General features: G+C 41.6%; 22 protein-coding genes and 1 pseudogene. 19 read left to right on the forward strand and 4 right to left on the reverse strand.

The genetic code is table 11. From position 1 onward, the window contains the following. The first annotated feature begins 51 nt into the window (after positions 1 to 51). From BN985_RS07270 to BN985_RS07310, 9 genes are all read left to right on the forward strand, one after another. On the forward strand, positions 52 to 903 hold the full coding sequence (locus BN985_RS07270; RefSeq protein WP_052360638.1) for a DUF4430 domain-containing protein: 852 nt from the start codon (positions 52 to 54) through the stop codon (positions 901 to 903). Then, entirely contained in the window at positions 900 to 1,790 is an 891-nt protein-coding gene (locus BN985_RS07275) for an energy-coupling factor transporter transmembrane component T (protein WP_042222163.1), read from the forward strand. Before BN985_RS07270 ends, BN985_RS07275 begins: the two co-directional genes overlap by 4 nt. Next, positions 1,763 to 3,409 (forward strand): ABC transporter ATP-binding protein, encoded by a 1,647-nt coding sequence (locus BN985_RS07280; protein ID WP_042222165.1) that lies wholly within the window; start codon positions 1,763 to 1,765, stop codon positions 3,407 to 3,409. Before BN985_RS07275 ends, BN985_RS07280 begins: the two co-directional genes overlap by 28 nt. Next, a complete protein-coding gene (locus tag BN985_RS07285; RefSeq protein WP_042222168.1) occupies positions 3,376 to 4,059 on the forward strand; it encodes an ECF transporter S component in 684 nt (227 codons plus the stop codon). Before BN985_RS07280 ends, BN985_RS07285 begins: the two co-directional genes overlap by 34 nt. An 81-nt stretch (positions 4,060 to 4,140) precedes the next feature. Further along, on the forward strand, positions 4,141 to 4,458 hold the full coding sequence (locus tag BN985_RS07290) for a hypothetical protein (RefSeq protein WP_156960094.1): 318 nt from the start codon (positions 4,141 to 4,143) through the stop codon (positions 4,456 to 4,458). Positions 4,459 to 4,586: 128 nt separating this feature from the next. After that, positions 4,587 to 4,928 carry a hypothetical protein gene (locus BN985_RS07295; RefSeq protein ID WP_042222169.1) on the forward strand — a complete coding sequence of 114 codons (342 nt, stop codon included), beginning with the start codon at positions 4,587 to 4,589 and terminating at the stop codon, positions 4,926 to 4,928. Continuing rightward, positions 4,928 to 5,146 carry a hypothetical protein gene (locus BN985_RS07300; RefSeq protein WP_042222171.1) on the forward strand — a complete coding sequence of 73 codons (219 nt, stop codon included), beginning with the start codon at positions 4,928 to 4,930 and terminating at the stop codon, positions 5,144 to 5,146. Before BN985_RS07295 ends, BN985_RS07300 begins: the two co-directional genes overlap by 1 nt. Before the next feature lie 26 nt (positions 5,147 to 5,172). Then, the gene (locus tag BN985_RS07305; protein WP_042222173.1) at positions 5,173 to 5,754 is read left to right on the forward strand and encodes a GNAT family N-acetyltransferase; all 582 of its coding nucleotides are present in this window, start codon (positions 5,173 to 5,175) and stop codon (positions 5,752 to 5,754) included. A gap of 1 nt (position 5,755) precedes the next feature. Next, positions 5,756 to 6,220 carry a GNAT family N-acetyltransferase gene (locus tag BN985_RS07310; protein ID WP_042222176.1) on the forward strand — a complete coding sequence of 155 codons (465 nt, stop codon included), beginning with the start codon at positions 5,756 to 5,758 and terminating at the stop codon, positions 6,218 to 6,220. Between the two features lie 52 nt (positions 6,221 to 6,272). On the opposite strand, the gene BN985_RS07315 is transcribed toward BN985_RS07310, so the two are convergent. Together BN985_RS07315 and BN985_RS07320 are read right to left on the reverse strand one after the other, a co-directional pair. Next, on the reverse strand, positions 6,273 to 6,998 hold the full coding sequence (locus tag BN985_RS07315) for a DUF421 domain-containing protein (RefSeq protein WP_042222177.1): 726 nt from the start codon (positions 6,996 to 6,998) through the stop codon (positions 6,273 to 6,275). A gap of 119 nt (positions 6,999 to 7,117) precedes the next feature. Further along, a complete protein-coding gene (locus tag BN985_RS07320) occupies positions 7,118 to 8,593 on the reverse strand; it encodes a potassium/proton antiporter (protein WP_042222178.1) in 1,476 nt (491 codons plus the stop codon). Between the two features lie 147 nt (positions 8,594 to 8,740). Between BN985_RS07320 and BN985_RS07325 the strand changes: the two genes are divergently transcribed. Beyond that, positions 8,741 to 9,565 (forward strand): aldo/keto reductase, encoded by an 825-nt coding sequence (locus BN985_RS07325; RefSeq protein WP_042222179.1) that lies wholly within the window; start codon positions 8,741 to 8,743, stop codon positions 9,563 to 9,565. A gap of 604 nt (positions 9,566 to 10,169) precedes the next feature. On the opposite strand, the gene BN985_RS07330 is transcribed toward BN985_RS07325, so the two are convergent. Then, positions 10,170 to 10,595 (reverse strand): hypothetical protein, encoded by a 426-nt coding sequence (locus tag BN985_RS07330; RefSeq protein ID WP_042222181.1) that lies wholly within the window; start codon positions 10,593 to 10,595, stop codon positions 10,170 to 10,172. A gap of 302 nt (positions 10,596 to 10,897) precedes the next feature. Further along, positions 10,898 to 11,374 (reverse strand): divergent PAP2 family protein, encoded by a 477-nt coding sequence (locus BN985_RS07335; RefSeq protein WP_042222183.1) that lies wholly within the window; start codon positions 11,372 to 11,374, stop codon positions 10,898 to 10,900. Between the two features lie 299 nt (positions 11,375 to 11,673). Here BN985_RS07335 and ilvD point away from each other — a divergent pair, with 299 nt between their 5' ends. From ilvD to ilvA, 9 genes and pseudogenes are all read left to right on the forward strand, one after another. Beyond that, positions 11,674 to 13,359, forward strand: coding sequence for a dihydroxy-acid dehydratase (gene ilvD, locus BN985_RS07340; protein ID WP_042222185.1), 1,686 nt, complete (start codon positions 11,674 to 11,676; stop codon positions 13,357 to 13,359). Positions 13,360 to 14,297: 938 nt separating this feature from the next. After that, on the forward strand, positions 14,298 to 15,971 hold the full coding sequence (ilvB, locus tag BN985_RS07345; protein WP_042223019.1) for an acetolactate synthase large subunit: 1,674 nt from the start codon (positions 14,298 to 14,300) through the stop codon (positions 15,969 to 15,971). Continuing rightward, entirely contained in the window at positions 15,968 to 16,486 is a 519-nt protein-coding gene (ilvN, locus tag BN985_RS07350; protein WP_042222186.1) for an acetolactate synthase small subunit, read from the forward strand. The genes ilvB and ilvN overlap by 4 nt, the downstream gene beginning before the upstream one ends. A gap of 55 nt (positions 16,487 to 16,541) precedes the next feature. Then, positions 16,542 to 17,585 carry a ketol-acid reductoisomerase gene (ilvC, locus tag BN985_RS07355; RefSeq protein WP_042222187.1) on the forward strand — a complete coding sequence of 348 codons (1,044 nt, stop codon included), beginning with the start codon at positions 16,542 to 16,544 and terminating at the stop codon, positions 17,583 to 17,585. Further along, positions 17,572 to 19,122 (forward strand): 2-isopropylmalate synthase, encoded by a 1,551-nt coding sequence (locus BN985_RS07360; protein ID WP_042222189.1) that lies wholly within the window; start codon positions 17,572 to 17,574, stop codon positions 19,120 to 19,122. Before ilvC ends, BN985_RS07360 begins: the two co-directional genes overlap by 14 nt. A 21-nt stretch (positions 19,123 to 19,143) precedes the next feature. Then, the gene (gene leuB / locus BN985_RS07365; RefSeq protein ID WP_042222190.1) at positions 19,144 to 20,250 is read left to right on the forward strand and encodes a 3-isopropylmalate dehydrogenase; all 1,107 of its coding nucleotides are present in this window, start codon (positions 19,144 to 19,146) and stop codon (positions 20,248 to 20,250) included. A gap of 17 nt (positions 20,251 to 20,267) precedes the next feature. Continuing rightward, positions 20,268 to 21,674 carry a 3-isopropylmalate dehydratase large subunit gene (gene leuC, locus BN985_RS07370; protein ID WP_042222192.1) on the forward strand — a complete coding sequence of 469 codons (1,407 nt, stop codon included), beginning with the start codon at positions 20,268 to 20,270 and terminating at the stop codon, positions 21,672 to 21,674. Between the two features lie 13 nt (positions 21,675 to 21,687). Beyond that, a pseudogene (leuD, locus tag BN985_RS07375) lies at positions 21,688 to 22,269 on the forward strand (3-isopropylmalate dehydratase small subunit). Between the two features lie 145 nt (positions 22,270 to 22,414). Beyond that, positions 22,415 to 23,401 (forward strand): threonine ammonia-lyase, encoded by a 987-nt coding sequence (gene ilvA, locus BN985_RS07380; protein WP_042222194.1) that lies wholly within the window; start codon positions 22,415 to 22,417, stop codon positions 23,399 to 23,401. The last annotated feature ends 241 nt before the right edge of the window (positions 23,402 to 23,642 follow it).

Here is a 23,642-nt window from a genome sequence, read left to right on the forward strand (position 1 = left end):
GTAATCGGTTAGGTTACCCGATTGTTTGTCTAACCAAGGAGGGAAAAACGTATGAGAAAATATATAAATATGATGTTCATGTTGGTTCTTATCGTTTTCATTGCTTTTGGTTGTGCAAAGGACGAGGTTACGCCTGTTAATGGACAGCAACAAGATACTGTAAATGTACTGACGGAAAAGAAAACAGCACTCCAAGAAAAGGCAATCATCGCCGTAGACAGAGAGCAACAAGAAGCGAAACAGGATTCGGAGCCTGAAGAGGAGAAGAACGAAAAAGCAACAGTTCAAGAAAAATCTGGCCAAGAAACAAATCAACAAGAGGAACAAGCTAACAATTCAGCGAGTACAGACTCCCATAAAACGTCGCAAGAAGAAAAACCTACTAGTGAAAACGAAGGAACAGCTTCCGTGAAACAACAGGACCGCCAGAAAAAAGAACCAACAAACCAGCCTGCGCAAAAGAAACAGACAAAGTCAGAAGCGAAGCCTGATAAAAAGGATGATAAGGAAGACAAGGACGATGAGAAAACACCCCCAAAGAAAGAGCCTGAACAGCCTTCCTCCTATGTCAACTTTTCGATTGATGCACGTGAAGTAAAAGGGCAAATCGTCCCCCAAACAAAGGTGGAAAGGAAGGAAGGGGACACAATTCTCGATATTACGCGAAGAATACTAAAGCAAAAAGGTATCCAACTAAGTGTAAGGGGCGCAAATGCCGGTGCATATGTTGAAGGAATTGATAATCTGTATGAATTCGATGAAGGGCAAAATAGTGGTTGGATGATTCGGCTTGATGGTGCGTTGATTAAACAAGGTGTTGGTGCAACGCCGGTAGCGGAGGGACAAACGATTTACTGGTTTTATACAACCAATTACTTAGAGGAAAGCGGGGCGGGAGGATGAGCCTAAGAGGGGTACGCTCTTTCCACCCTGCTGTTATGCTCCTCTACTATGTCGTGATCATCATTGGATTTATGCTTTCACAACATCCCATTTTTTTAATGGTAGGGGTAGGATTCCTTCTCTGCACCCAATTTCTTTTTGATAAAGGCAGGCAATTGAAAAGCTGGCTTGGGATGATTCTCACTTTGGCGGCTTTTATTCTTATTTTAACACCAATTTTCAACCGACGAGGAAATCATATTTTATTTTATTTATTTGAGAATCAAGTCATGCTAGAAGCAGTCATACAGGGAATCATGATCGCATTCACATTAGTAGGGATTCTACTTGCATTTATTAGTCTGAATCAAATTATTACCCAGGATCGCTTTTTATACATATTTGCTCGCATTTCTCCGCAATGGGCGCTCTTAAGTATGCTTGCTGTACGTTTTGTCCCATTGTTAAAAAGACGCTTAATGGAAATAGAAGAGATACAGAAGGTAAGAGGATTTTCAGTCACAAAAGGAAGCTTGAAGGAACGGGTGAAAAACGGAATGCTTTTTTTACAGGCACTGCTAACAGGGTCACTCGAACAATCCATACAAACTGCCGATTCTATGTCAGCAAGAGGATACGGCCAACAAAAGCGTAGCCATTATCAAGCCTTTCCAATGAAAAAGCAGGACGCATACGCATTGCTGTTTATTCTTATCACAGGGTGTTTAATGATTTTTGGTTGGTGGCTTGAAGATAGCGTCCTGTCATTGCTACCTGTGCTGGAAACCACAAAGTTAGAGCAACGAGAATGTCTTTTTCTAGCTAATTGGGCCCTGTTACTCGCTTTTCCGGTATGGGCTGAAGGAAAGGAAGTAGCGAAATGGAAATATTATCTGCAAAAAATATAAGCTTTACTTATCCATTGGAGGAAACACCCGCATTAAGGAATGTGGATTTTCACATACATAAAGGAGAGTTCGTGGTAATGTGTGGTGCATCAGGTAGTGGAAAATCAACCCTGCTCCATCTCATAAAACAAGAAATTGCGCCACATGGCCAATTGGCAGGGACCATGTTTTATAAAGGGGAACCATTACATAACGAAACACCTCCTCAAGATATTGGCATCGTCTTTCAAGATCCGGAAAATCAGATCGTGATGGAAAACGTGATGGAAGAGCTTCTTTTCGGTATGGAAAATAAAGGCTATCGAACGGCTGTGATGCGTAAGAAAGTTGCAGAGATGACGCACTACTTTGGATTAAGTCACTTGCTTAATAAAAGAACGAGCGAACTATCTGGTGGGGAAAAACAAATGGTGAATTTAGTGTCCGTTCTTTTACTAGATCCAGACTTGCTTTTGCTTGATGAACCTACTGCTCAGTTAGACCCTATTGCAGCTAAAGAGTTTATCCAGACACTGGCACAATTAAACAGAGAGTTTGGCATGACTATCTTGATGGTGGAGCATCGCTTAGAGGAACTATTTGCAGTAGCTGATCGTGTCCTTGTATTAGATCAGGGTATGAAAAAGATGGATGAACAGCCACGTGAAGCGGTAGCCATGCTTCAAGATCATCCTGTTTTGCAGTATTTTTTACCAAGTTCCTCTAGATTGTTTCTGCACTATGAATCAGAGGTGATACCTGAAAATATCCCGATTACTGTTAGAGAAGGCAGGGATTGGCTTCGGACTAAACATGTTGACTCACGAGAGATCTCCCAAATAGAAGAACATTCTGCTCCTTATTTAACGTTAAATGAAATTGACTTTCAATATAAACGGAACACGTCTCCTATTCTTCATAACCTGTCACTTACAGTCAAGAAGGGAGAGTTACTGGCTATCCTTGGGGCCAATGGTACGGGGAAATCTACTTTATTAAAAGTTATAGCAGGAATCTTGCGACAGCAGCATGGGAAGATAGTTATCAATGGAGAAAAAACAAAAAAGCTGGAAAGCGGGGCAGTTAGTTATTTGCCACAAAATCCAGCACTCTATTTTCTTGAGGATACACTGATTGCGGAATACAAACAGATCATAAAAAAACATAAGCAGGAAAATGGAGAAGCGCAGATACATAATCTACTAAGTAAATTTGGTCTGACAGCATTAAAAGATCGCCATCCAGCTGATTTAAGTGGTGGTGAGCTACAAAAGGCTGCCTTACTTGGCACAATTCTTGAGAATCCTGCGATTTTGCTAATCGATGAGCCAACAAAAGGTCTTGATCCTTTTTCCAAAAGAATGTTTGGTGATTTGCTTGGTGACCTGAGGAACCAAGGGTTAACGATTGTGATGGTGACACATGACGTGGAATTTGCTGCAAACTATGCGACAAGGTGCAGTATGCTTTTTCAAGGAGATGTGTCCATAACAGAGAGTACAAGCGACTTTTTTAAAGCGAACACGTATTATACCACAGTTATGAACCGAATCAGCAGGAAAACTTCAGCAACACCTGTCATAACAATGGAGGAGGCAAAAGACAATTGGCACGTTCAAAAAAAGTCCTCCTCATCCTAAGTTTTACTTTATTGCTTTTACTTTGTTGCTTTCCTCTTGTTATAAACAAACACTATATGCTCGTTAGTCTGCTTATCATGGGTGTTTCTTTTATACCTTTTATGTATCGTTTCTCGAAACAGAAACTAACGAGTAGAGAGCTTGTCATGCTTGCCATTCTAGGATCAATTGCAGCAGTTAGTCGTGTACCCTTTGCTTCATTACCAAGTGTACAACCAACCACATTTGTAATTATTGCAGCAGCACTTGTGTTAGGTCCACAAAGTGGATTCGTAATTGGCGTGCTGGCCGCGATTGTTTCCAACTTATTTTTAGGTCAAGGTCCTTGGACTCCTTGGCAAATGTACGCCTGGGGAATGATTGGGTTAATGGCAGGGCTACTGCGCAACACATTGTTTATGAAGCAGATGCTAGGCAGGTGTATCTATGGCTTTTTGATAGGATTTTTATTCGGTTGGTTCATGAATCTTTGGTTTGTCGTTAGTATGATCAATCAAATAAGCTGGAAAGAAATTCTTTTATATTATAGTGCTAGCTTTTATTTTGACTTAGCGCATGCCATTTCTAATGTTGTTTTTCTGCTATTGTTTAGTAATGCTTGGATAAAAATTATAAAACGGTTCAAAACCAAATACGGCCTTTTTGAGTAAAGTGATGGCGTAACCTATGTATGTTTTTCATCAGTCAGGAAATAACTAAGCGTAATCGAAATTTTTAAAAGGGCTGATGATATGTGGAAGCGAGGCTTAATGCTGGCTGGGATTTTCTTTATTCTTTTAAGTGGAGAAATTACCCATGCAGAAATCGAGGATGGATCAACTAGACCAGCGGAAGAAAAGGAACATAATTGGCAAGTACAGGATACATATATAGAAAAGGTGGACGGGGGCGATCATAAATTTACCTATTGGAAAAATTTCATGCGTCACACACGGACCTGCCAGATCATCCATCATATCAAGGTGGTCGTTTATTATTGTGATGTCCATGATGAAACAAAGACCGAAAGCACATTAATTAAAACAGAGCATAGTGGCAGGCATAAATAAGTATAAGCAAGGGAGGCTACTTTCCTTGCTTTTTCTTCGTCTTAAATTAAATTGGTAATTTTCTAACAAATACAAAATATGGTATACTTAGAATTAATTTTACTGCAACTTAATCAGGGGGTGCTGGTATGTGGGAATCGCTGCCAAGCTGGTTGGTGTGGCCTTATGGTCTATTCATTTTATCCACGATTGGAATGGCAATATGGAGTATTAGTAAGAAACGTATGCAAGACTTAGCGTACCCTGCCTTGGCTATGGCCATTATTACACCAATTGCCACAATATTTTACCTCATCGGGAGGGGAGCGGGAGTAAATGAATTTGAATACATAATGCAAAACGTCGTAAAAGGCGATATCATGGCAATTTTTATATTCGCTCTATACGGTTACTTGATTTTTTGGTGGGTTGTAACGGCAATCAAGTGGAAAACATCAAGCCCAGTAAACCAAAATAAGGAGGTAGGATAATGGAGGTTGCTGCAAATCAAGCAGATCGTATTTGTGTCGTCTTTGTTTTTCAAAAGACAGAACAAATTGAAGAGGTACAGCTTAATTCTGCTCAATTAACTGCATTATTACATGCAAAACAGGTATGGGTTGAAGCCTTTAGCTCTAATTTAGTAGTTGAAAATTCGGTTTGGTCTTACGGCAATAACAAAGTTACATTGCAGGTTTATTTAAAATAAAAAGATTTGTCATGAGGGGGGACTTTATGCTTTATGATCAACAACATAAAACGATTACGACGCAACGGTTACTGCTACGACTTTTTGAAAAGTCTGATGCAGAAACGATAGCAGAGCTCTGTAATAATATTAATATTTACCAAAACACACTATACCTTCCTTATCCGTATTCCGTAGAGGATGCTTTGACATGGATGGAGCCTCACCGCGAGCGCTTTATCGCAGATAAGTCCTATGAGTTTGCTGTTACGGATAAGGAAAATGGACAGTTATATGGCGCGATCGCACTCTCGAATAATCGAGCATTCCAGCATGGAGAAATCGCCTATTGGATTGGCGAGCCTTTTTGGGGGAAGGGGTATGCGACAGAGGCAGCGCAAGCAATCGTACAGTTTGCGTTTGAGGAAAAAAAGCTACATAAAGTGTTTGCGCGTTACTTCGGTACAAATCCTGCATCTGGAAGGGTTTTGCAAAAAATAGGGATGAAAGAGGAAGGGATCCTTAAAGAACACGTGAGAAAAGGAAATCGTTACGAAGACCTTATTCATTATGGCATGTTGAACGAAGGCGCACATAGCCCGCTTTCTGCAACAGAAAGTGAAGGATAACATGAAGTTTACATTTCATGTTATGACACAACGAGAAGCAGAGCATATCGCATATAACTGGAAGTATGATGGAATATACTCCTTTTATGATATTACTGCAGATAAAGAGGACCTCGAGTTGTTTTTAGACCCGATCAAAAGGGGGAATTCCGTTTTTTCCGTTAGGTCCGAGGGGGAATTAGTCGCCTTTTTTTCAGCACAATCTATTAATTATTATATTGTGGATATTGGATTAGGTATGAAACCTAATTTAACTGGAAAAGGAATAGGAAGAGAATTTGTAAAAGCAGGCTTAGCGTTCGTCAGAGCAAATTATAATCCTAAAAAGATAACTTTATCTGTTGCAGTATTTAACCAAAGAGCTATTAATGTTTACAGAAAGGTTGGCTTTGAAGAGGCAGGCAGATTTATGCAGGATACAAATGGAAGTACATACGAGTTTTTGAAGATGGTTTATGTATGCTAAATCAGTGGGGGATGAAAAAAACCCCCCACTGATTGCAGTTTCACTTTATAATTTAGTGTTTTATTGGAGGAATAGTTAAGCCTCTTTCATCTTTTAAAGTAATGTGTAACGCATGACTATTATTTATTGAAGCAAAGAAAACATCCTTTATATTATGAATTCCTTGATCGGACAATTGCTGGTTAATCCACGCTTCATTAAGACTAAATTCATTTAGGATCTCCGAGTAAATTGTTCCTTCTACAATAACAGGATAGGATATAGTAGAGGTTGTTTTGACAATGTTCATATCTTCTAAGGTTACTGTGTTTTTTTGAGGTTTTTTAAGTACGCTTAATGACCCGTTTGATTCAATAATCGCTGTCTCTACTTCATTCATATCAAAAACATTTTTTTCCCTAAGCATTTGAAGTATATTATCAATGGAATAGCGAATACTTTTTAGGTTTTTATTAAGTAATTTTCCATCTTGGATAATAACAGTAGGTTCAAATGTAATGAATCTCCCTATTTTCCGATTGGATATTTTCCAATTTGCTACAACTCTTTGTAGAACCCCAAGCCCAATTATAGCGACGGCAGTTGGAAGGTGTTTAATACTAGGATCCGCGATATCTGCACCAACAACAGCCCCCAATGTGACTATAATTAAAAAATCAAATATAGGCAACTGCCCAATCGCTCGCTTTCCCATAAATATGGTGATGAATAATAATAGGGGTAAAATAGTAATGATTCTTCCCAGTACTATGAGCATTTCTTTCAAGAATTCAACCATTTCCACACCACTTTCTAAACTCGTTTATACAAAAATATTCTCAGATGGGAATATTTTAACTAGTTTATAAGTGTGTCCTCAGTTTTAAGTTTTATTCCTAGTTCTGCTATACCTCTTCCTTACTGTTCCTCAGCCTTCAAGATTTCTTCTACTGCCTTTAATTCATCCCCTTGCAGGAGCATATATAACGTGTCTCCAGGCTTTAAGGTAAGATTACCACTCGGAGGAACAGTATCTCCTTTCCGCAAAATTAAGGTAATATTAACCGTTTCAGGAAGGTTAAGTTCTTTTATCTTCTTGTTTGCTGCATTATTATGCTCTGCAATTTGAAATTCTGCTACCTCAAGCTCTGTTTTCCCAATGGAAAGAAGGTCCATTGTATAGATTGGATTCGTAGTAGAAGATGACACATGACCTAGCATGGAGGCAACTTTAGGTATGGTAGTTCCCTGGACAAGCGTTGAGGTCAACACAACAAAGAATACGATATTAAAGTATAAAGCACTGTTGGCTAAATCGGCTAGTAGCGGAAATAATGCCAACACAATGGGGACCGCGCCGCGCAGACCAGCCCAAGATAAAAAGAGCTTTTCTTTAAATTTAAACTTCATCCCTGCCACAGAAAGAAAGGTAGCAACAGGACGTGCAATAAGCATTAAAGTAAGGGATAAAATTAACCCTTTCACTATAATCTCAAAGCTGAACACGTCTTTTGGTGCGACGAACAATCCGAGTAAGACGAATAACACAATTTGGGCAATCCAGCTGAACCCCTCGTTAAATCGTAAAATTGGACTTCGTTGTTTTAAACCAGAATTTCCTATTACGAGGGCAGCAACGTATACAGCAAGTAATCCACTTGCGTTCAATAATGAACCAACACTGTAGGTCAAATAAGCAAATGATATAGCTAGTAGTGGATACAAACCACTTGAGGAGAGGTTAATTCGATAAAGAGACTTGCTGGCAATTTTCCCGATTAACAAGCCAATTAACAGGCCACCACCCATTTGTAATAGGAATTGACCAATGAATCCAAAAAAACTTGTTCCTTCCTGGTTTACAATCGAAATAAATGCCGTAGTTAGAAACACTGCCATTGGATCATTGGCACCAGATTCTCCTTCCAATGTAGCTTCTAGTCTATTTGTAATATTTCTTCCTGCTAGCATAGCAAAAACCGCTGCAGCATCTGTAGAACCAACAAGAGCCCCCAATAAAATCGCCTCTGGCCAGCTCAGGTCAAAAAGAAGATAAGCTGCAACACCAACAAGCAAACTCGTTATCAGCACACCAACAGTAGCTAACGAGACTGCGGGTGCAGCGTTAGGTCGTATATTTTTCCACTGTGTCTGAATCCCACCATCGAATAGGATGATTACGAGAGCCATCATCCCAACAAGTTGGGCAACTTCCGGATTATTAAAATTTATAATTCCTAGTATGTCACTGCCTGCAATCATACCAAGCGCAATAAAGAAAAGCAGTGATGGAGCATTTACTTTCACGGAAAATTGAACTGCCAGAATACTGCAGATTAATAGAAGTGAAACAATAAGTATAAATAGATTTGAGTTAAAAATTTCCTGTATCATAGCTCACTCCATATTCTAAGTTCGTTCGTGTAATAACTTATTTATACCCCATTTCTGTAGGATTGACACTTCGGTAAACGTTTGCGATTTTCTGACTAGTTCTTATACAATGAAGGTAGAATAATACAATCTTTGAGGAGGATATGCATGATCACAAGTTTGCAGGATACTGTAACATTGAATAATGGTGTGAAGATGCCGGGATTTGGACTTGGCGTATATAAAGTAGAGGACGGAAAAACAGTGGTAGAGGCTGTAGAGGCTGCATTGCAGCATGGATATCGCAGTATTGATACAGCATCCTATTATGAAAATGAAGAGGGCGTCGGTCAGGCAATAAGGGACTCCGGTATCCCGAGAGAGGATATCTTTGTGACATCAAAAGTTTGGAATGATGAACAAGGATATCATGAAACAAAGCAAGCATTTGAAAGAAGTTTGCAAAAACTAGGTTTAGATTACTTGGATTTATATTTAATACATTGGCCAGTCAGAGATCTCTATATCGAGACATGGAGAGCAATGGAGGAATTGTATAACGAAGGGAAAGTGCGCGCGATCGGTGTGAGCAATTTTCATCAACAACATCTCGAACATTTACTCGAAAATGCTGAGGTGAAACCTGTTGTGAATCAAGTCGAATACCATCCACACCTCACCCAGACAGCTCTTCATTCGTACTGTAAAAAAGAAGCCATTCAACTGGAAGCATGGGCACCATTAAAACGTGGGCGCTTGCTTGATGATCCTACTCTTACCGAAATTGGAGAGAAATATGGTAAGACACCAGCACAGGTGATTTTACGCTGGAATATTCAACATGACATTATTACCATCCCAAAATCAACTAAACCAGAACGAATTGCAGCTAATGCAAATGTATTCGACTTTTCATTGACAGAAGAAGAAATGCATACGATTGATGCCATGGATTGCAATGATCGAACAGGAAAAAATCCTGACAGTATTTAAGAGTAGCCTACTGATCCGTCAGCCGGGGCGATGAACTGCAAAGGTTGGGAGAGTCCCGGGTGAACTGCATTTCATCGGGGTGATGGAGGTCATCACGTCATAAGGGAGATGACGTGCAAAAGAGAGAAGGGGAACAGTGAAAATGCACGTCATGAAGGAGGTGACGTGCAAAAGAGAGAGGAGGAGCAGTAAAAATGCACGTCATGAAGGGGATGACGTGCAAAAGAGAGAAGAGAAGTAGTGAAAATGCACGTCATAAGGGAGATGACGTGCAAAAGAGAGAAGAGAAGTAGTGAAAATGCACGTCATAAGTGAGATGACGTGCAAAAGAAAGAAGAGAAACAATCAAAATGCACGTCATAAGGGAGATGACGTGCAAAAGAGAGAAGAGAAACAGTAAAAATGCACGTCATAAGGGAGATGACGTGCAAAAGAGAGAAGAGAAGTAGTGAAAATGCACGTCATAAGGGAGATGACGTGCAAAAGAGAGAAGAGAAGCAGTAAAAATGCACGTCATAGGGGTGATGAACGTCAAAAAGCAGAAGAACTCCAAGTAAAAATGCACATCATCTATGCGAGATGACGTGCTAACAACAAATAATCATTACATCAATTCTAAAACGATTTCTGATAATCTGTGTCTTATAACTAATTGTGTTTTTCTTGCCTTTTCATCTAATCCTTTAATATCCTCGGTTTGCTCTTCCCAACGTAATTTTGTTTCTATTTCTAGTTTAGTTACTTCATTTTCCAACCAAAGATAGTAAGTATCATAGATTTGAATAGCCTTCTCTTCATTTTGAAATTCATCAGGGCATTTAAAATGGAGGTTAACAAGCCAATGTTGAAATGCTCTTTCTCCTTGTTCTTGTATCCTCTTTTCAAAAATTAAAAGCAACCCTTTGATCAAGCCACGTTCAAAGGTCGCCTCTCTCATTTTTTGTTCTAAGCGATCAAGTGTGATATTAGCAAAGCTGGTATCTTTTATCCACAGAAAGTCTTTTACAAAACTAGTGACCTTTTCCTTCACAATAAACACCACCCATTTATCCCGGAGTAACCGTCCGTAAGACTCCCACTTCAAAACATGAAGTGAAAAGTGGGAGTAAACGGTCGTTAACACCCCGATTCGTTCAACTAACAATCAGTGGGGGAAGAATGAAAACCCCCACTGATTGAAGTTTCACTTTACTAGACTTAAGCTTTTTATATCATTATATCACACAGCTAAAGCCCTAATAGTGAACAGTCACTAAAACACAAAAAAACTGAAGCGATCATTAACTTTTCGCTCCAGCTTCAACGTACTCTAGAAAACTAATCACAGCTTCTCTAAGCCTTTGTATCTTTCCTCTTTTCCAAAAAATGACTAAATGCCCCGATTGCCACTCCTAGTACTGCTCCACCAAGGACTTCAATAGGCATATGGCCTAGCATTTCCTTTAATTCTTTTTCTTGTTTTTTATAATTTATATCAGGGTGTTTGTCAGCGAAATGCTCGACCTGCTCATATAAATCATTTACTGCGATCGCTGTTTGCCCAGCTTGCCAACGTATTCCCATTGCATCATACATGACAATAAGTCCAAAAATACTGCAAATACCGAAGTCTACGGAAGAAATACCTTTCTTCATACCCACATATGTAGTAAGTGACGTGACAGCTGATGAATGGGAACTTGGCATGTCACCAGACCCAAACGTTTTTTTCCAATCCCAATGTCCTGTTTCCGCATAGTAAAGGGGGACTTTAAGAAATTGCGCAGTTCCTATACCAAGTAAAGCAGTAGTCAATCCACGATTTAACATAAACTCACCTCCGTCTTAAGGTTGGACAGTAAAAGAAAAATTATTCATAAAAGCCAAGTGGAATCATGCCTTGAAAAACTTAAAACTCCTTCAAGCTCACCGATACTCATGATGTTTTTCTTGTTTGTCCATTTTCTATTTTCCCGAAATTTATCTAAAAATAACATGCAGTCAAATTCCTCACATTGAAGTATTTTATTACTGATTTTTAAGAAATTTCACTTCACAAAAATAAGAAATATATTGAACTATGAAAAAATTAAGCATATAATGTTTCGAAAGAAAGGTAGGGATGATAAATGGATAAAGATTTACGTATTAAAAGTCAGGTTTTCAGTGAAGGCCCAATGAAAGCACCAAATAGAGCGATGCTTCGTGCGGTCGGTGTTACCGAGGAAGATTTTAAAAAGCCGATGATCGGTATTGCCAGTACATGGAGCGAGGTAACGCCTTGTAATATACATATTGATGACCTAGCGCGTAGCAGCCAAAAAGGTGCACGAGACGCTGGTGGGGTACCACTCATTTTTAACACAATTACAGTTTCTGACGGAATTTCAATGGGGACTCAAGGAATGCGTTATTCCCTACCAAGTCGAGATGTAATTGCTGACTCGATTGAAACTGTAGTCGGTGCAGAGAATCTGGATGGCTTTGTGGCGATTGGTGCATGTGATAAAAATATCCCAGGCTGTATGATCGCAATTGCCAATGCTGAAGTGCCTGCAGTATTTGTGTACGGTGGCACGATCGCTCCAGGCCGTCATAATGATAAAGATATCGACATTGTTTCCGTGTTTGAAGGTGTTGGCAAGCATAATAACAACGCAATTGATGACAAAGAATTGCATAAGATCGAATGTAATGCCTGTCCTGGAGCTGGTGCATGTGGAGGTATGTATACAGCCAATACGATGGCTTCAGCCGTTGAAGCGATGGGGATGAGCCTTCCAGGAAGTTCCTCAAACCCAGCCGAGTCAGCTGAAAAGCATGCTGATTGTGCAGATGCTGGTAAAGCAGTCTATCATTTGCTTGAAAAGGGAATTTATCCAAAAGATATTATGACAAAAGAAGTATTTGAGAATGCGATTACTGTCGTTATGGCTTTAGGAGGTTCTACGAATGCTATTCTTCACTTGCTTTCTATTGCGCATGCGATCGAAGTAGATTTAACGATTGATGATTTTAATAGAATTCAAGAAAAGACACCACATTTAGCAGATTTACGACCTAGTGGAAAATATGTTATGCAAGACCTGCACCGAGTTGGTGGGGTACAAGCAGTGATGAAGCTATTGTACGAAAATGGTTACTTGCATGGGGATTGTCTAACCGTTACAGGTAAAACAATTGCTGAGAATTTGGAAGTAGCTGATTCGTTAACAGAAGGACAAGAGGTTATTATGCCATTTGATAAACCTAAACGGGCAGATGGACCACTTATTGTTCTTAAAGGAAACCTCTCCCCAAGTGGAGCAGTAGCTAAGGTCTCTGGCGTGAAGGTTAATCGTCACACTGGACCGGCACGTGTTTTCGATACAGAAAAAGAAGCGACTGCAGCAGTAATGGATAACAAAATTAACGAAGGTGACGTACTGGTAATTCGCTATGTCGGACCAAAAGGTGGACCGGGTATGCCAGAAATGCTGTCTATTTCAGCGATTCTTGTCGGAAAAGGACTTGGTGAAAAAGTAGCACTGCTTACAGATGGCCGATTCTCTGGTGGAACCCATGGCCTTGTTGTAGGGCACATCTCTCCTGAGGCGCAATCTGGCGGGCCAATTGCATTCCTCAAAGAGGGGGACATCGTGACCATTGATTCTGACAAAAAAGAAATTAGCATGGAAGTAAGTGCTGAAGAACTTGAACAACGAAAGAAAAACTGGTCAGCACCCCCATTGTACAAGCGAGGAATTCTTGGGAAGTATGCCCATAATGTTTCCTGCTCTTCCAAAGGTGCCGTTACAGATTTCTTAGATAAATAGTTTGAAAAGAAGCTCCTCCCAATAGCTGGGAGGAGCTTTTTTGTTAGGGATGAGGGAAAAGACAAAGAGAATCAACCAGTTTGTCTGTGTAATCAACCAACATAGAGAGAGAATCAACCCAATTAGCCACTTAATCACCCGTAAACCACCAACTACGCATCAACACTACGCCCAAAAAATAGATGCAACCAACATAACCGATATATCACTACATAAAAACAAATTACCCTAAACTAAACGTAAAATCTACAACAAAACCCTCAGCAATATATTAATTAAATAAAATTGAACTTTTACCTGTAAATACAATAAAACAACTGATATATCGCGTTGTAATGTAATTGTAACATTTCAAGACTTTCCCTGTCTAACAAGCATGAAAGCGTATACAAATAAACAGAGTTATCTAAACAAATAAAAAACTTTGAAAAAAGCTGTTGACTGTTCTTTTGAAACGGTATATGATTATCCGCAATATCAAATATTCAGATTTCACCTAACAAATTGAACAAATCTTTAACTCTAAAAAACAACTTTTTACTAAAAAATTCTATAGGTTAACTCGATGACGGGAGCAAAGGAACATTCGCAATGTATTCACAGAGAGCTGGGGTTGCTGGAAGCCCAGAAATACATTTTGTTCTGACATCTTCCCTGAGTGCCACGTTGAACGGTGACTGCCAAGTAGGTGTGGTCAGGTACAGTGTATGTGCCTGTTATCAAGGAGACTGATCTTCAGTCTCATAAGGTAGTATTCGTGAGGATGCTATAAAACCTGGGTGGTACCGTGAAAAGATGGCTCTTTTCTCCCCAATAATTCTGCTGATTTGTGCAGTTTTAGGGGAGAGAAGGGCCTTTTTTAATAGAAAAGCAAATGGGGGAGGCATGTAGTAGTGACACTTAAAGTTAAACAGGTACCGAAAAGTGAAACAGAATTTATGACAGGTGCAGATTTGTTCATCCAAACGTTGGTGGATGAACAAGTGGACACGATATTCGGATATCCTGGCGGGGCTGTTCTGCCAATCTATGATGCGGTTTACAGAAGCAAAGCATCGTTTAAACACGTCCTTTCCCGACATGAGCAGGGATCAATTCATGCGGCAGAAGGATATGCAAGGGTAACAGGAAAACCTGGTGTTGTGATTGCAACTTCCGGACCTGGCGCAACAAATCTTATTACAGGAATTACGGATGCCATGATGGATTCCTTACCACTCGTTATTTTCACCGGACAGGTGGCCAGTGGTGTGATTGGAACAGATGCTTTTCAGGAAGCGGACGTATTAGGGATTACGACACCGATAACGAAATACAATTATCAAGTGAAAACGATCGAGGAACTGCCACGAGTAGTCAAAGAAGCTTTTCATATCGCTTCTACCGGCCGTCCCGGTCCTGTAGTAGTAGATATTCCAAAAAATATATCGGCTGAAGTTACTGGTGGATCTTATCCAAATACTTTTTCACTGCCAGGTTACCAGCCGAATGTGAACCCGAATCCATTACAAATTACGAAGCTAGCTGAGACTTTAAGCCATGCTAAGAAGCCGCTCATCCTAGCAGGAGCTGGAGTACTCTTTTCAAAAGCCTCAGCAGAATTAAAGGAATTCGCAGAAAAATATGAGCTGCCTGTTGCCAATACATTACTCGGTTTGGGAAGCTTTCCAGGCTCCCACCCCCAAATGCTCGGAATGGCCGGGATGCATGGAACCTATGCAGCAAACATGGCTTTATATGAATGTGATGTATTGCTAAACATTGGAGCACGATTTGATGATCGACTGACTGGGAACTTACAGCATTTCGCTCCAAATGCCAAGGTTGCCCATATTGATATTGACCCAGCTGAGATCGGCAAAAACATTCCAACTGCGATCCCAGTTGTAGCGGATGCGAAGGCTGCACTACAGGCACTATTAGCAAAGGACATTAAAACAGATCATGAAGACTGGCAAAAAGGATTGCAGCACAACAAACTGACATTTCCACTCTGGTATGATCGCTCAGATGAACTGCTTTCCCCACAGTGGCTCATTGACCAAATCCACCAGATTTCAGAAGGGGATGCGATCATTACAACAGACGTGGGACAGCATCAAATGTGGACAGCACAATATTATTCTTTTGATAAACCAAACAAGTGGGTTACATCTGGTGGACTCGGAACAATGGGATTTGGTTTTCCAGCAGCAATCGGAGCACAGCTCGGTGCACCAGATGAATTGGTTGTAGCAGTTGTTGGAGATGGTGGTTTTCAAATGACTTTACAGGAGCTATCCGTCTTGAAGGAACAGCAGTTGCCAGTAAAAGTCATCATCGTAAACAACCAGGCATTAGGCATGGTAAGACAGTGGCAAGAAAGCTTTTACGAGGAACGCTACTCGGAATCTCTATTCGTCGAGAATCCTGACTTTGTAAAACTCGCGGAAAGCTACGGAATTAAAGGTGTACGAATAGAAAAAGAAGCAGACGCACCAGAAATGCTAGAAGAGGTTTTCTCCTATAACGGGCCAGTAGTTGTGGATTGTCGGGTTGTCCAAAAAGAATGTGTCTATCCGATGATCGCACCAGGCAAAGGGCTCCATGAAATGATTGGGGTGAAGAGATGAAGCGCATCATTACAGCCACTGTGCAAGACCGGAGCGGGGTACTGAATCGCATTACCGGCATGCTGCATAAACGGCAATTCAATATTGACAGCATCTCCGTTGGAAAATCAGAAACAGAAGGCATTTCGAAAATGACGTTTGTTATTGAGGTAAGTGATCACCAAAACCTCGAACAACTGACAAAACAACTTAACAAACAAATTGATGTCATCAAAGTATCAGATATTACCGAAAAGGCAATCGTTGCAAGAGAGCTTGCCTTAATAAAAGTGGGAAGCAATGGGCATCAGCGGGCAGAAATTCAAGGAATCATTTCTCCGTTTCGCGCCTCGGTAATCGATGTAAGCAAGGAAAGCATGACCATACAAGTAACGGGAAAGCCAGATAAAGTCGAGGCACTCATCGAGCTGCTTCATCCATACGGCATTAAGGAGCTTACCAAAACAGGTGTAACAGCCTTTTTAAGAGGACACCAACCTAAAGCTGTTACAGATCTTCACGCAACACCTTTATAAAAACTATAGAGCTAACTGCCAGTGAAGCAGGATTAAAAATGAGGAGGAATACAAAATGACAAAAGTACGCTATGAAAATGATATTCAAACAGAGGTATTGAAGGACAAAAAAATCGCGGTGGTTGGCTATGGTTCACAAGGGCATGCCCATGCGTTGAATCTAAGAGAAAGCGGCTATGATGTTGTGGTTGGACTAAGACCAGGGAAGTCACAGCAAAAAGCAGAAGAAGATGGCTTTTCCGTTTATTCTGTAGCAGAAGCTGTTAGCAAATCCGATGTGGTGATGATTCTATTGCCTGATGAGCATCAGACAGCTGTTTACACAGAAAGCATTAAACAAAACCTGCAGCCAGGAAACGCCATTGCCTTTGCCCATGGATTTAACATTCATTTTAGCCAAATTGTTCCTCCAGAAGATGTGGATGTCTTCCTCGTAGCACCAAAAGGACCAGGGCATCTTGTACGTAGAACATATGAAGGTGGTGCTGGAGTTCCGGCATTGTTCGGTGTATATCAAGATGTAACAGGGAATGCAGCAGAGCTGGCTCTCGCTTATGCCCAAGGGATTGGGGCAGCAAGGGCAGGCGTACTAGAGACATCGTTTCAAGAAGAAACCGAAACAGATCTGTTTGGTGAGCAGGCAGTATTGTGTGGCGGTCTTACAAGCTTGATCAAAGCAGGTTTTGAAACACTAACAGAAGCAGGCTATCAGCCAGAAGTTGCTTACTTTGAATGTTTGCACGAAATGAAGCTAATTGTGGATCTGATCTATGAAGGTGGACTGGAAAACATGCGCTACTCCATCTCTGACACAGCACAATGGGGTGATTTTGCTTCAGGCCCAAGAATTGTTGATGAGAATACGAAAGCAAGAATGAAAGAAGTGCTAACAGACATCCAAACTGGTGAATTTGCCAAAGGATGGATTTTGGAAAACCAAGCAAACAGACCCAAATTCAATGCGATTAATGCAAAAGAAAACAACCACCAAATCGAAAAAGTTGGAAAGGAGTTACGTGATTTAATGCCTTTTGTTAAGCAACCACTTCAAGCAAAACAATCTAAGCAAAAGGATGTGAAAGAGCATGTCACGAATTAAAATCTTTGATACCACCCTTCGAGACGGCGAACAGTCACCTGGTGTGAACCTAAATCAACTAGAAAAACTGGAAATCGCCAAACAGCTAGAGAGATTTGGTGTGGATCGGATGGAGGCAGGGTTTCCTGCTTCCTCCAAAGGAGACTTTCAAGCTGTTAAAGCCATTGCCGACACGATAAAAAACACCTCGGTTACCGCTTTAGCACGAACCGTAAAGTCAGATGTCGATACAGCATGGGAAGCATTGAAAGGGGCAGAACACCCAAGCATTCATCTTTTCTTGGCTACTTCCCCGATTCATATGACTTATAAACTGAAAAAAACTCCCGAACAGGTGATGAATACGGCAGTCGAAATGGTCACCTATGCCAAAGAGAAATTCCATGATGTTCAATGGTCTGCAGAGGATGCTTCCAGATCGGATTTAGATTTTTTGGCACAAATCATCGAACGTGTCATCGACGCAGGGGCGACCGTGATTAATTTGCCAGATACAGTCGGCTATACAACGCCACTGGAATATGGCCAAATGTTTAAGTATATCAAAGAAAATGTGCCAAACATTGATCAAGCACGCCTTTCCTGTCATTGTCATAACGACCTCGGGATGGCTGTTGCCAATTCGTTAGCTGCTGTGGAAAATGGCGCAACGCAAATCGAAGGAACGATCAATGGAATAGGCGAACGGGCAGGCAATGCCTCCTTAGAAGAAATTGCCGTTGCGTTAAAAGTACGCTCTGATTTTTACCCTTATACGACAGGCTTACAACTGGAAGAAACAAAACGAACGAGTGACCTTGTAGCAAAACTAACAGGAATGTATGTGCAGGCAAACAAAGCGGTAGTGGGCCGCAACGCCTTTGCTCATGAATCTGGTATTCACCAGGACGGTGTTCTAAAGCACGCTTCTACGTATGAAATCATTACACCAGAAATGGTCGGTGTGAAGGCGAATAACCTGTTCCTTGGAAAACACTCTGGGCGACATGCATTTAAGGACAAAGTAAAAGAACTCGGCATGGAGCTTAGTGAGGAAAAGTTAAAGAGTGCTTTTGCAGCATTTAAACAGCTAACCGATCACAAAAAAGAAGTGACAGATGATGACCTGTTTACCATCCTTATGGAAGTTCAAACAGATACCACTTCTGTTAGCAAGTATCAAATGGAAATGTTTCAGGTTCAATATGGCACAGCAAATATCCCAACTGCCACTGTTGTACTCCAAACACCTGACGGAAGGACAGTCCAAACAGCTTGCACAGGTCAGGGGAGTGTAGAGGCTGTTTACCGAACATTAGATGAATTAATCTCTGAAGATCTTAATCTCATAGATTACCAACTAAGCTCTGTTGGGGGCGGTAAGGATGCATTAGCCGAATCACATGTCCAGCTAGAGGTAAACGGGCAGGCGGTAAACGGAAGAGGAACGGCCCAGGATGTCATCGAAGCCTCAGCTAATGCATTCTTGAACGCAGTTAATCGGTATATTATTCGGCAGCATTCGCAAGAGAGCAATGCTTTAGTTTCAGAAACCTAAATTAGAATGGAGGAGAAGCGTATGAATAAACAAATTATCCTGCTTCCAGGTGACGGTATTGGAAAAGAAATTATGGAGTCAGCGAAGTATGTTTTAAATACTGTAGCAAGTGAATTTGGTCATCGTTTTACCTTCCATTCTCATGCAATTGGCGGGGATGCCATTGACCAGTATGGAACACCATTACCAGATGATACGATTAATGCTTGTGAACAAGCAGATGCCATTTTACTAGGTGCCGTCGGTGGGAAGAAATGGGAAGCACTACCTGGAAATATCCGACCAGAACAAGGCTTACTCGGCATTCGTAAAAAGCTTGGCCTGTTTGCTAACCTGAGGCCAATCCAAGGGTTCGCTCCCCTTCTTCATGCTTCCCCGCTAAAGGAAGAAGTGGTAAATGGAAGTGATATTTTGATTATCCGCGAACTAACGGGAGGACTTTACTTTGGTAAACCGAGTGAACGAATTAAAGGTGGAAAGGCAGTCGTTGATACGCTTTACTATGAGCGAAGTGAGATGGAGCGAATTGTCGAGAAAGGTTTCGAGAGTGCAAGACTTAGACGTAAACACCTTACCTCTGTTGATAAAGCAAATGTTTTAGAATCTAGCAGACTATGGAGAGAAGTAGTCAATGAGAAAAGCAAGGAATACCCTGACGTTACAGTAGAGCATATGCTTGTTGATGCTGCTGCTATGAAGCTGATCACAGCACCAACCCAATTTGATGTGATCGTAACGGAAAATCTATTTGGCGATATTTTGAGTGATGAAGCTTCCGTGTTAACAGGATCACTCGGCATGCTACCGTCAGCGAGCGTTCGCTCAGATGGAGTCGGGCTATATGAGCCGGTTCACGGGTCAGCCCCGGACATTGCTGGAAAAGGAATCGCAAACCCGTTAGGCATGATTCTTTCCGCTGCTTTAATGCTAAGGCATTCCTTAAATATGGAGGAAGAGGCAAATGAAATTGAGGAAGCAGTCAGAGCATGTCTTGAACAGGGGTATCACACCGTAGACTTGTCAGTGAAAAACGGCAAGCAGGTTGGAACTAAGGAAATGGCAGAGGCTGTAGTCGAAAATATGACCACAAAAAGTGTTTCAGATAGTATTTGCAGTACCTATGCCTAAGTCGTGGAGGTGGCAGAATGGATCAAGCCAAAACAATTATAGAAAAAATATGGGAAAACCATATCGTGCATCAGGAAGAGGGGAGACCAGACCTGTTGTATATTGACCTACACCTAGTGCATGAGGTCACTTCCCCACAAGCTTTTGAAGGATTACGTTTGAATGGACGTAAGGTGCGCAGACCGGATTTAACCTATGCGACAATGGATCATAATGTCCCGACAAAAAATCGGGACCAAATGAAGGATGAAATTGCTAAAAAACAAATGCATACCTTAAAAGAGAATTGCGAAGCCTTTGGTATTCCACTCGCTGATATGCGCCACCCAGACCAGGGAATTGTGCATGTGATTGGACCACAGTTGGGTCTTACGCAACCAGGAAAAACGATCGTTTGCGGGGATAGCCATACATCTACACATGGGGCATTTGGTGCCTTGGCCTTTGGTATCGGTACAAGTGAGGTAGAGCATGTTTTGGCAACACAGAGCATATGGCAGGAAAAACCAAAGACCTTAAATGTGCATGTCGAAGGTGATTTAGGTTCTGGTGTAACGGCAAAGGATTTGATCCTGGCTATTATTGCGAAGTTTGGTGTCCGTTTTGGCACCGGTCATGTAATGGAGTATACCGGTGAAGCAGTTCGTAATTTGTCCATGGAAGGCCGTATGACGGTTTGCAATATGTCGATTGAAGCAGGGGCTAGAGCAGGACTAATTAGCCCTGATGAAAAAACAATAAATTTCCTGAAAGGAAAAGAGTATGTACCTGACGGGGAAGATTTTGATCAATTGGCAGATTCCTGGCTCGCATTAGCTACAGATGAAGGAGCAGAATATGATAAACGTGTTGTCATTCATGCAGACGAGATAGAGCCGCAAGTTTCCTGGGGAACCAATCCAGGCATGTGTGTTCCGGTTAGTGGAAAGACACCTGATTTGACCACCGTGGAATACAAAGAAGATGTAGCACGCGCCCTGGATTATATGGGACTCGAGGAAAATCAGCCTATCACGTCGATTAACATCGATCATGTTTTCATTGGTTCCTGTACGAACTCCAGGTTAAGTGATTTACAAAAAGCAGCAGCCATCGTTTCCGGGAAAAAGGTAAATGAAAAGGTAAGAGCTATCGTTGTACCAGGTTCCTTCAGCATAAAACTACAAGCAGAAAAAGAAGGACTGGACACCATATTTAAAGAAGCTGGATTCGAATGGCGGGAAGCAGGGTGTAGCATGTGTCTGGCAATGAACGATGATGTTGTCCCACCAGGCGGAAGATGTGCCTCCACCTCAAACCGAAACTTTGAAGGCAGACAGGGGAATGGGTCCCGTACTCACCTAGTAAGTCCAGAAATGGCTGCAGCGGCTGCGATCGAAGGCCATTTTGTTGATGTCAGAAACTATGCAAGTGTACCGAGCTAGGAGGTAGATCGTCATGCAGGCATTGAAGAAGCATGAAGGAATCGTTTATCCATTAAACCGAACGAATGTGGACACAGACCAAATTATACCGAAACAATTTTTAAAACGTATTGAGCGCACTGGCTTCGGACAGTTTTTATTTTACCATTGGCGCTATGATGACAACGGATTTAAACGGCAGGATTTTTCTCTGAATGATCCAGCTTATGACGGTGCATCTATCCTAATAGCTGGTGAAAACTTCGGCTGTGGCTCATCACGAGAGCACGCCCCATGGGCATTGCTGGATTACGGCTTTTAAGTCGCCATCGCACCAAGCTTTGCGGATATTTTTTATAACAATGCATTGAAAAATGGCATCCTTCCCGTCCAAATGGATAAGACCCAAGTCGATGCCTGGCTTGTGCAGGCAGAACAAACTGAATTGGTATTAAAGGTTGACCTAGAAGAACAGAAAATCACGGATCAATCAGGTAAAGAAATATCTTTTGAGATCCCGTCATATCATAAGAAGAAGCTGTTAAATGGCTGGGATGACATTGCGTTGACCTTGCATCATGAGGGAAAGATTTCAGCATTTGAAAATAATAGGTAAAGCCGTTTTATCCCGGTGCAACCGTCCGTAAGTGGGAGTAAACGGACGCTAACAGCCCGATTCGTTCAACTAACAATTAGTGGGGGAAGAACGAACCCCCCCTGATTGAAGTTTCATTTTATATTAAACCAAGGAGTGTGAAACCATTGGGGATTGCTTAACAGGTGAAAAGGTTCATACCGCATTAGGAATTTTACGTCCTATTGTTCACCGAACACCAATTATCACGTCTGAAACAACAAATCAGCTTGTAGGAAAAAACGTCTATTTTAAAATGGAAAATCAACAAAAGACAGGTGCCTTTAAGTTCCGAGGTGCAACCTTTAAATTAATGCAATTATCCAAGCAGGAAAAAAAGAAAGGCGTGATCACGGCCTCTGCAGGAAACCATGCCCAGGGTGTTGCTTATGCAGCAGCAAAACTCGGCATTAAAGCAACAATTTTCATGGCAGAAAAAACCCCTTCAGCCAAGGTGCAGGCAACGAAAAACTACGGAGCGGAAATCGTGCTGACAGGAGAATCCTTTCAGGAAGCCTATGAAGCCTCGCTGAAAAGGCAAATGCAAACAGGTGCCGTCTATATTCATCCCTTCGATGATTATGATGTTATGGCAGGCCAAGGAACAATCGCCATGGAAATGCTGAAACAGGAGGACCGACTGGATACCATCTTAGTGCCGATCGGAGGAGGCGGATTAATTAGTGGCATCGCAGTTGCTGCAAAGTATGTAAACCGTAATATAAAAATTATCGGTGTCCAGGCAGAAGGCGCATCGGCCATGTATGATAGTTTTTATAAAGGGAAAGACGTCCGGCTGCAATCCGTGAACACCATCGCAGAAGGCATTGCGGTCAAACAGCCTGGCAAGCGAACCTTACCAATTATTAAAGAATATGTCGATGAGATCCTCACTGTGACCGATGAAGAAATTGCCTCGGCCATTGTTTACATGTTAGAACGAAACAAAACCTTAATGGAAGGTGCAGGTGCTGCAGCCATTGCAGCCTTGTTCGCTCACCATCAACATATCAAGTCAAGGCATCTAGGAGTCGTCGTCAGTGGTGGCAACATGGACATAAGCACCATGGCGAAAATTCAACATATGGCAGAAAGACTACATCATCCTGCATAAAAAGAGACGCCCTTTTGAATGAGGGCGTCTCTTTTGGTGTGCTTTAAAGTATAGTATAGGGATGGCGCGTGGGGGGAGTGGGAAGTCGCGTTGGGACAGCACAAAATCGCTTGAGAGTAGCGCTAACTCGCGTGGGTCTAATCCGAAGTCGCGTGATAGTATTTCCAGGTCGCGTGCGAACAGTGCCAAGTCGCATGCGAGCAGCGCAAACTCGCGTGGAAGCAGCCCGCCAAACCCACTT

It is taken from the genome of Oceanobacillus manasiensis, assembly GCF_000724085.1.
In the GTDB taxonomy this organism is placed as follows: domain Bacteria; phylum Bacillota; class Bacilli; order Bacillales; family Amphibacillaceae; genus Oceanobacillus_B; species Oceanobacillus_B manasiensis.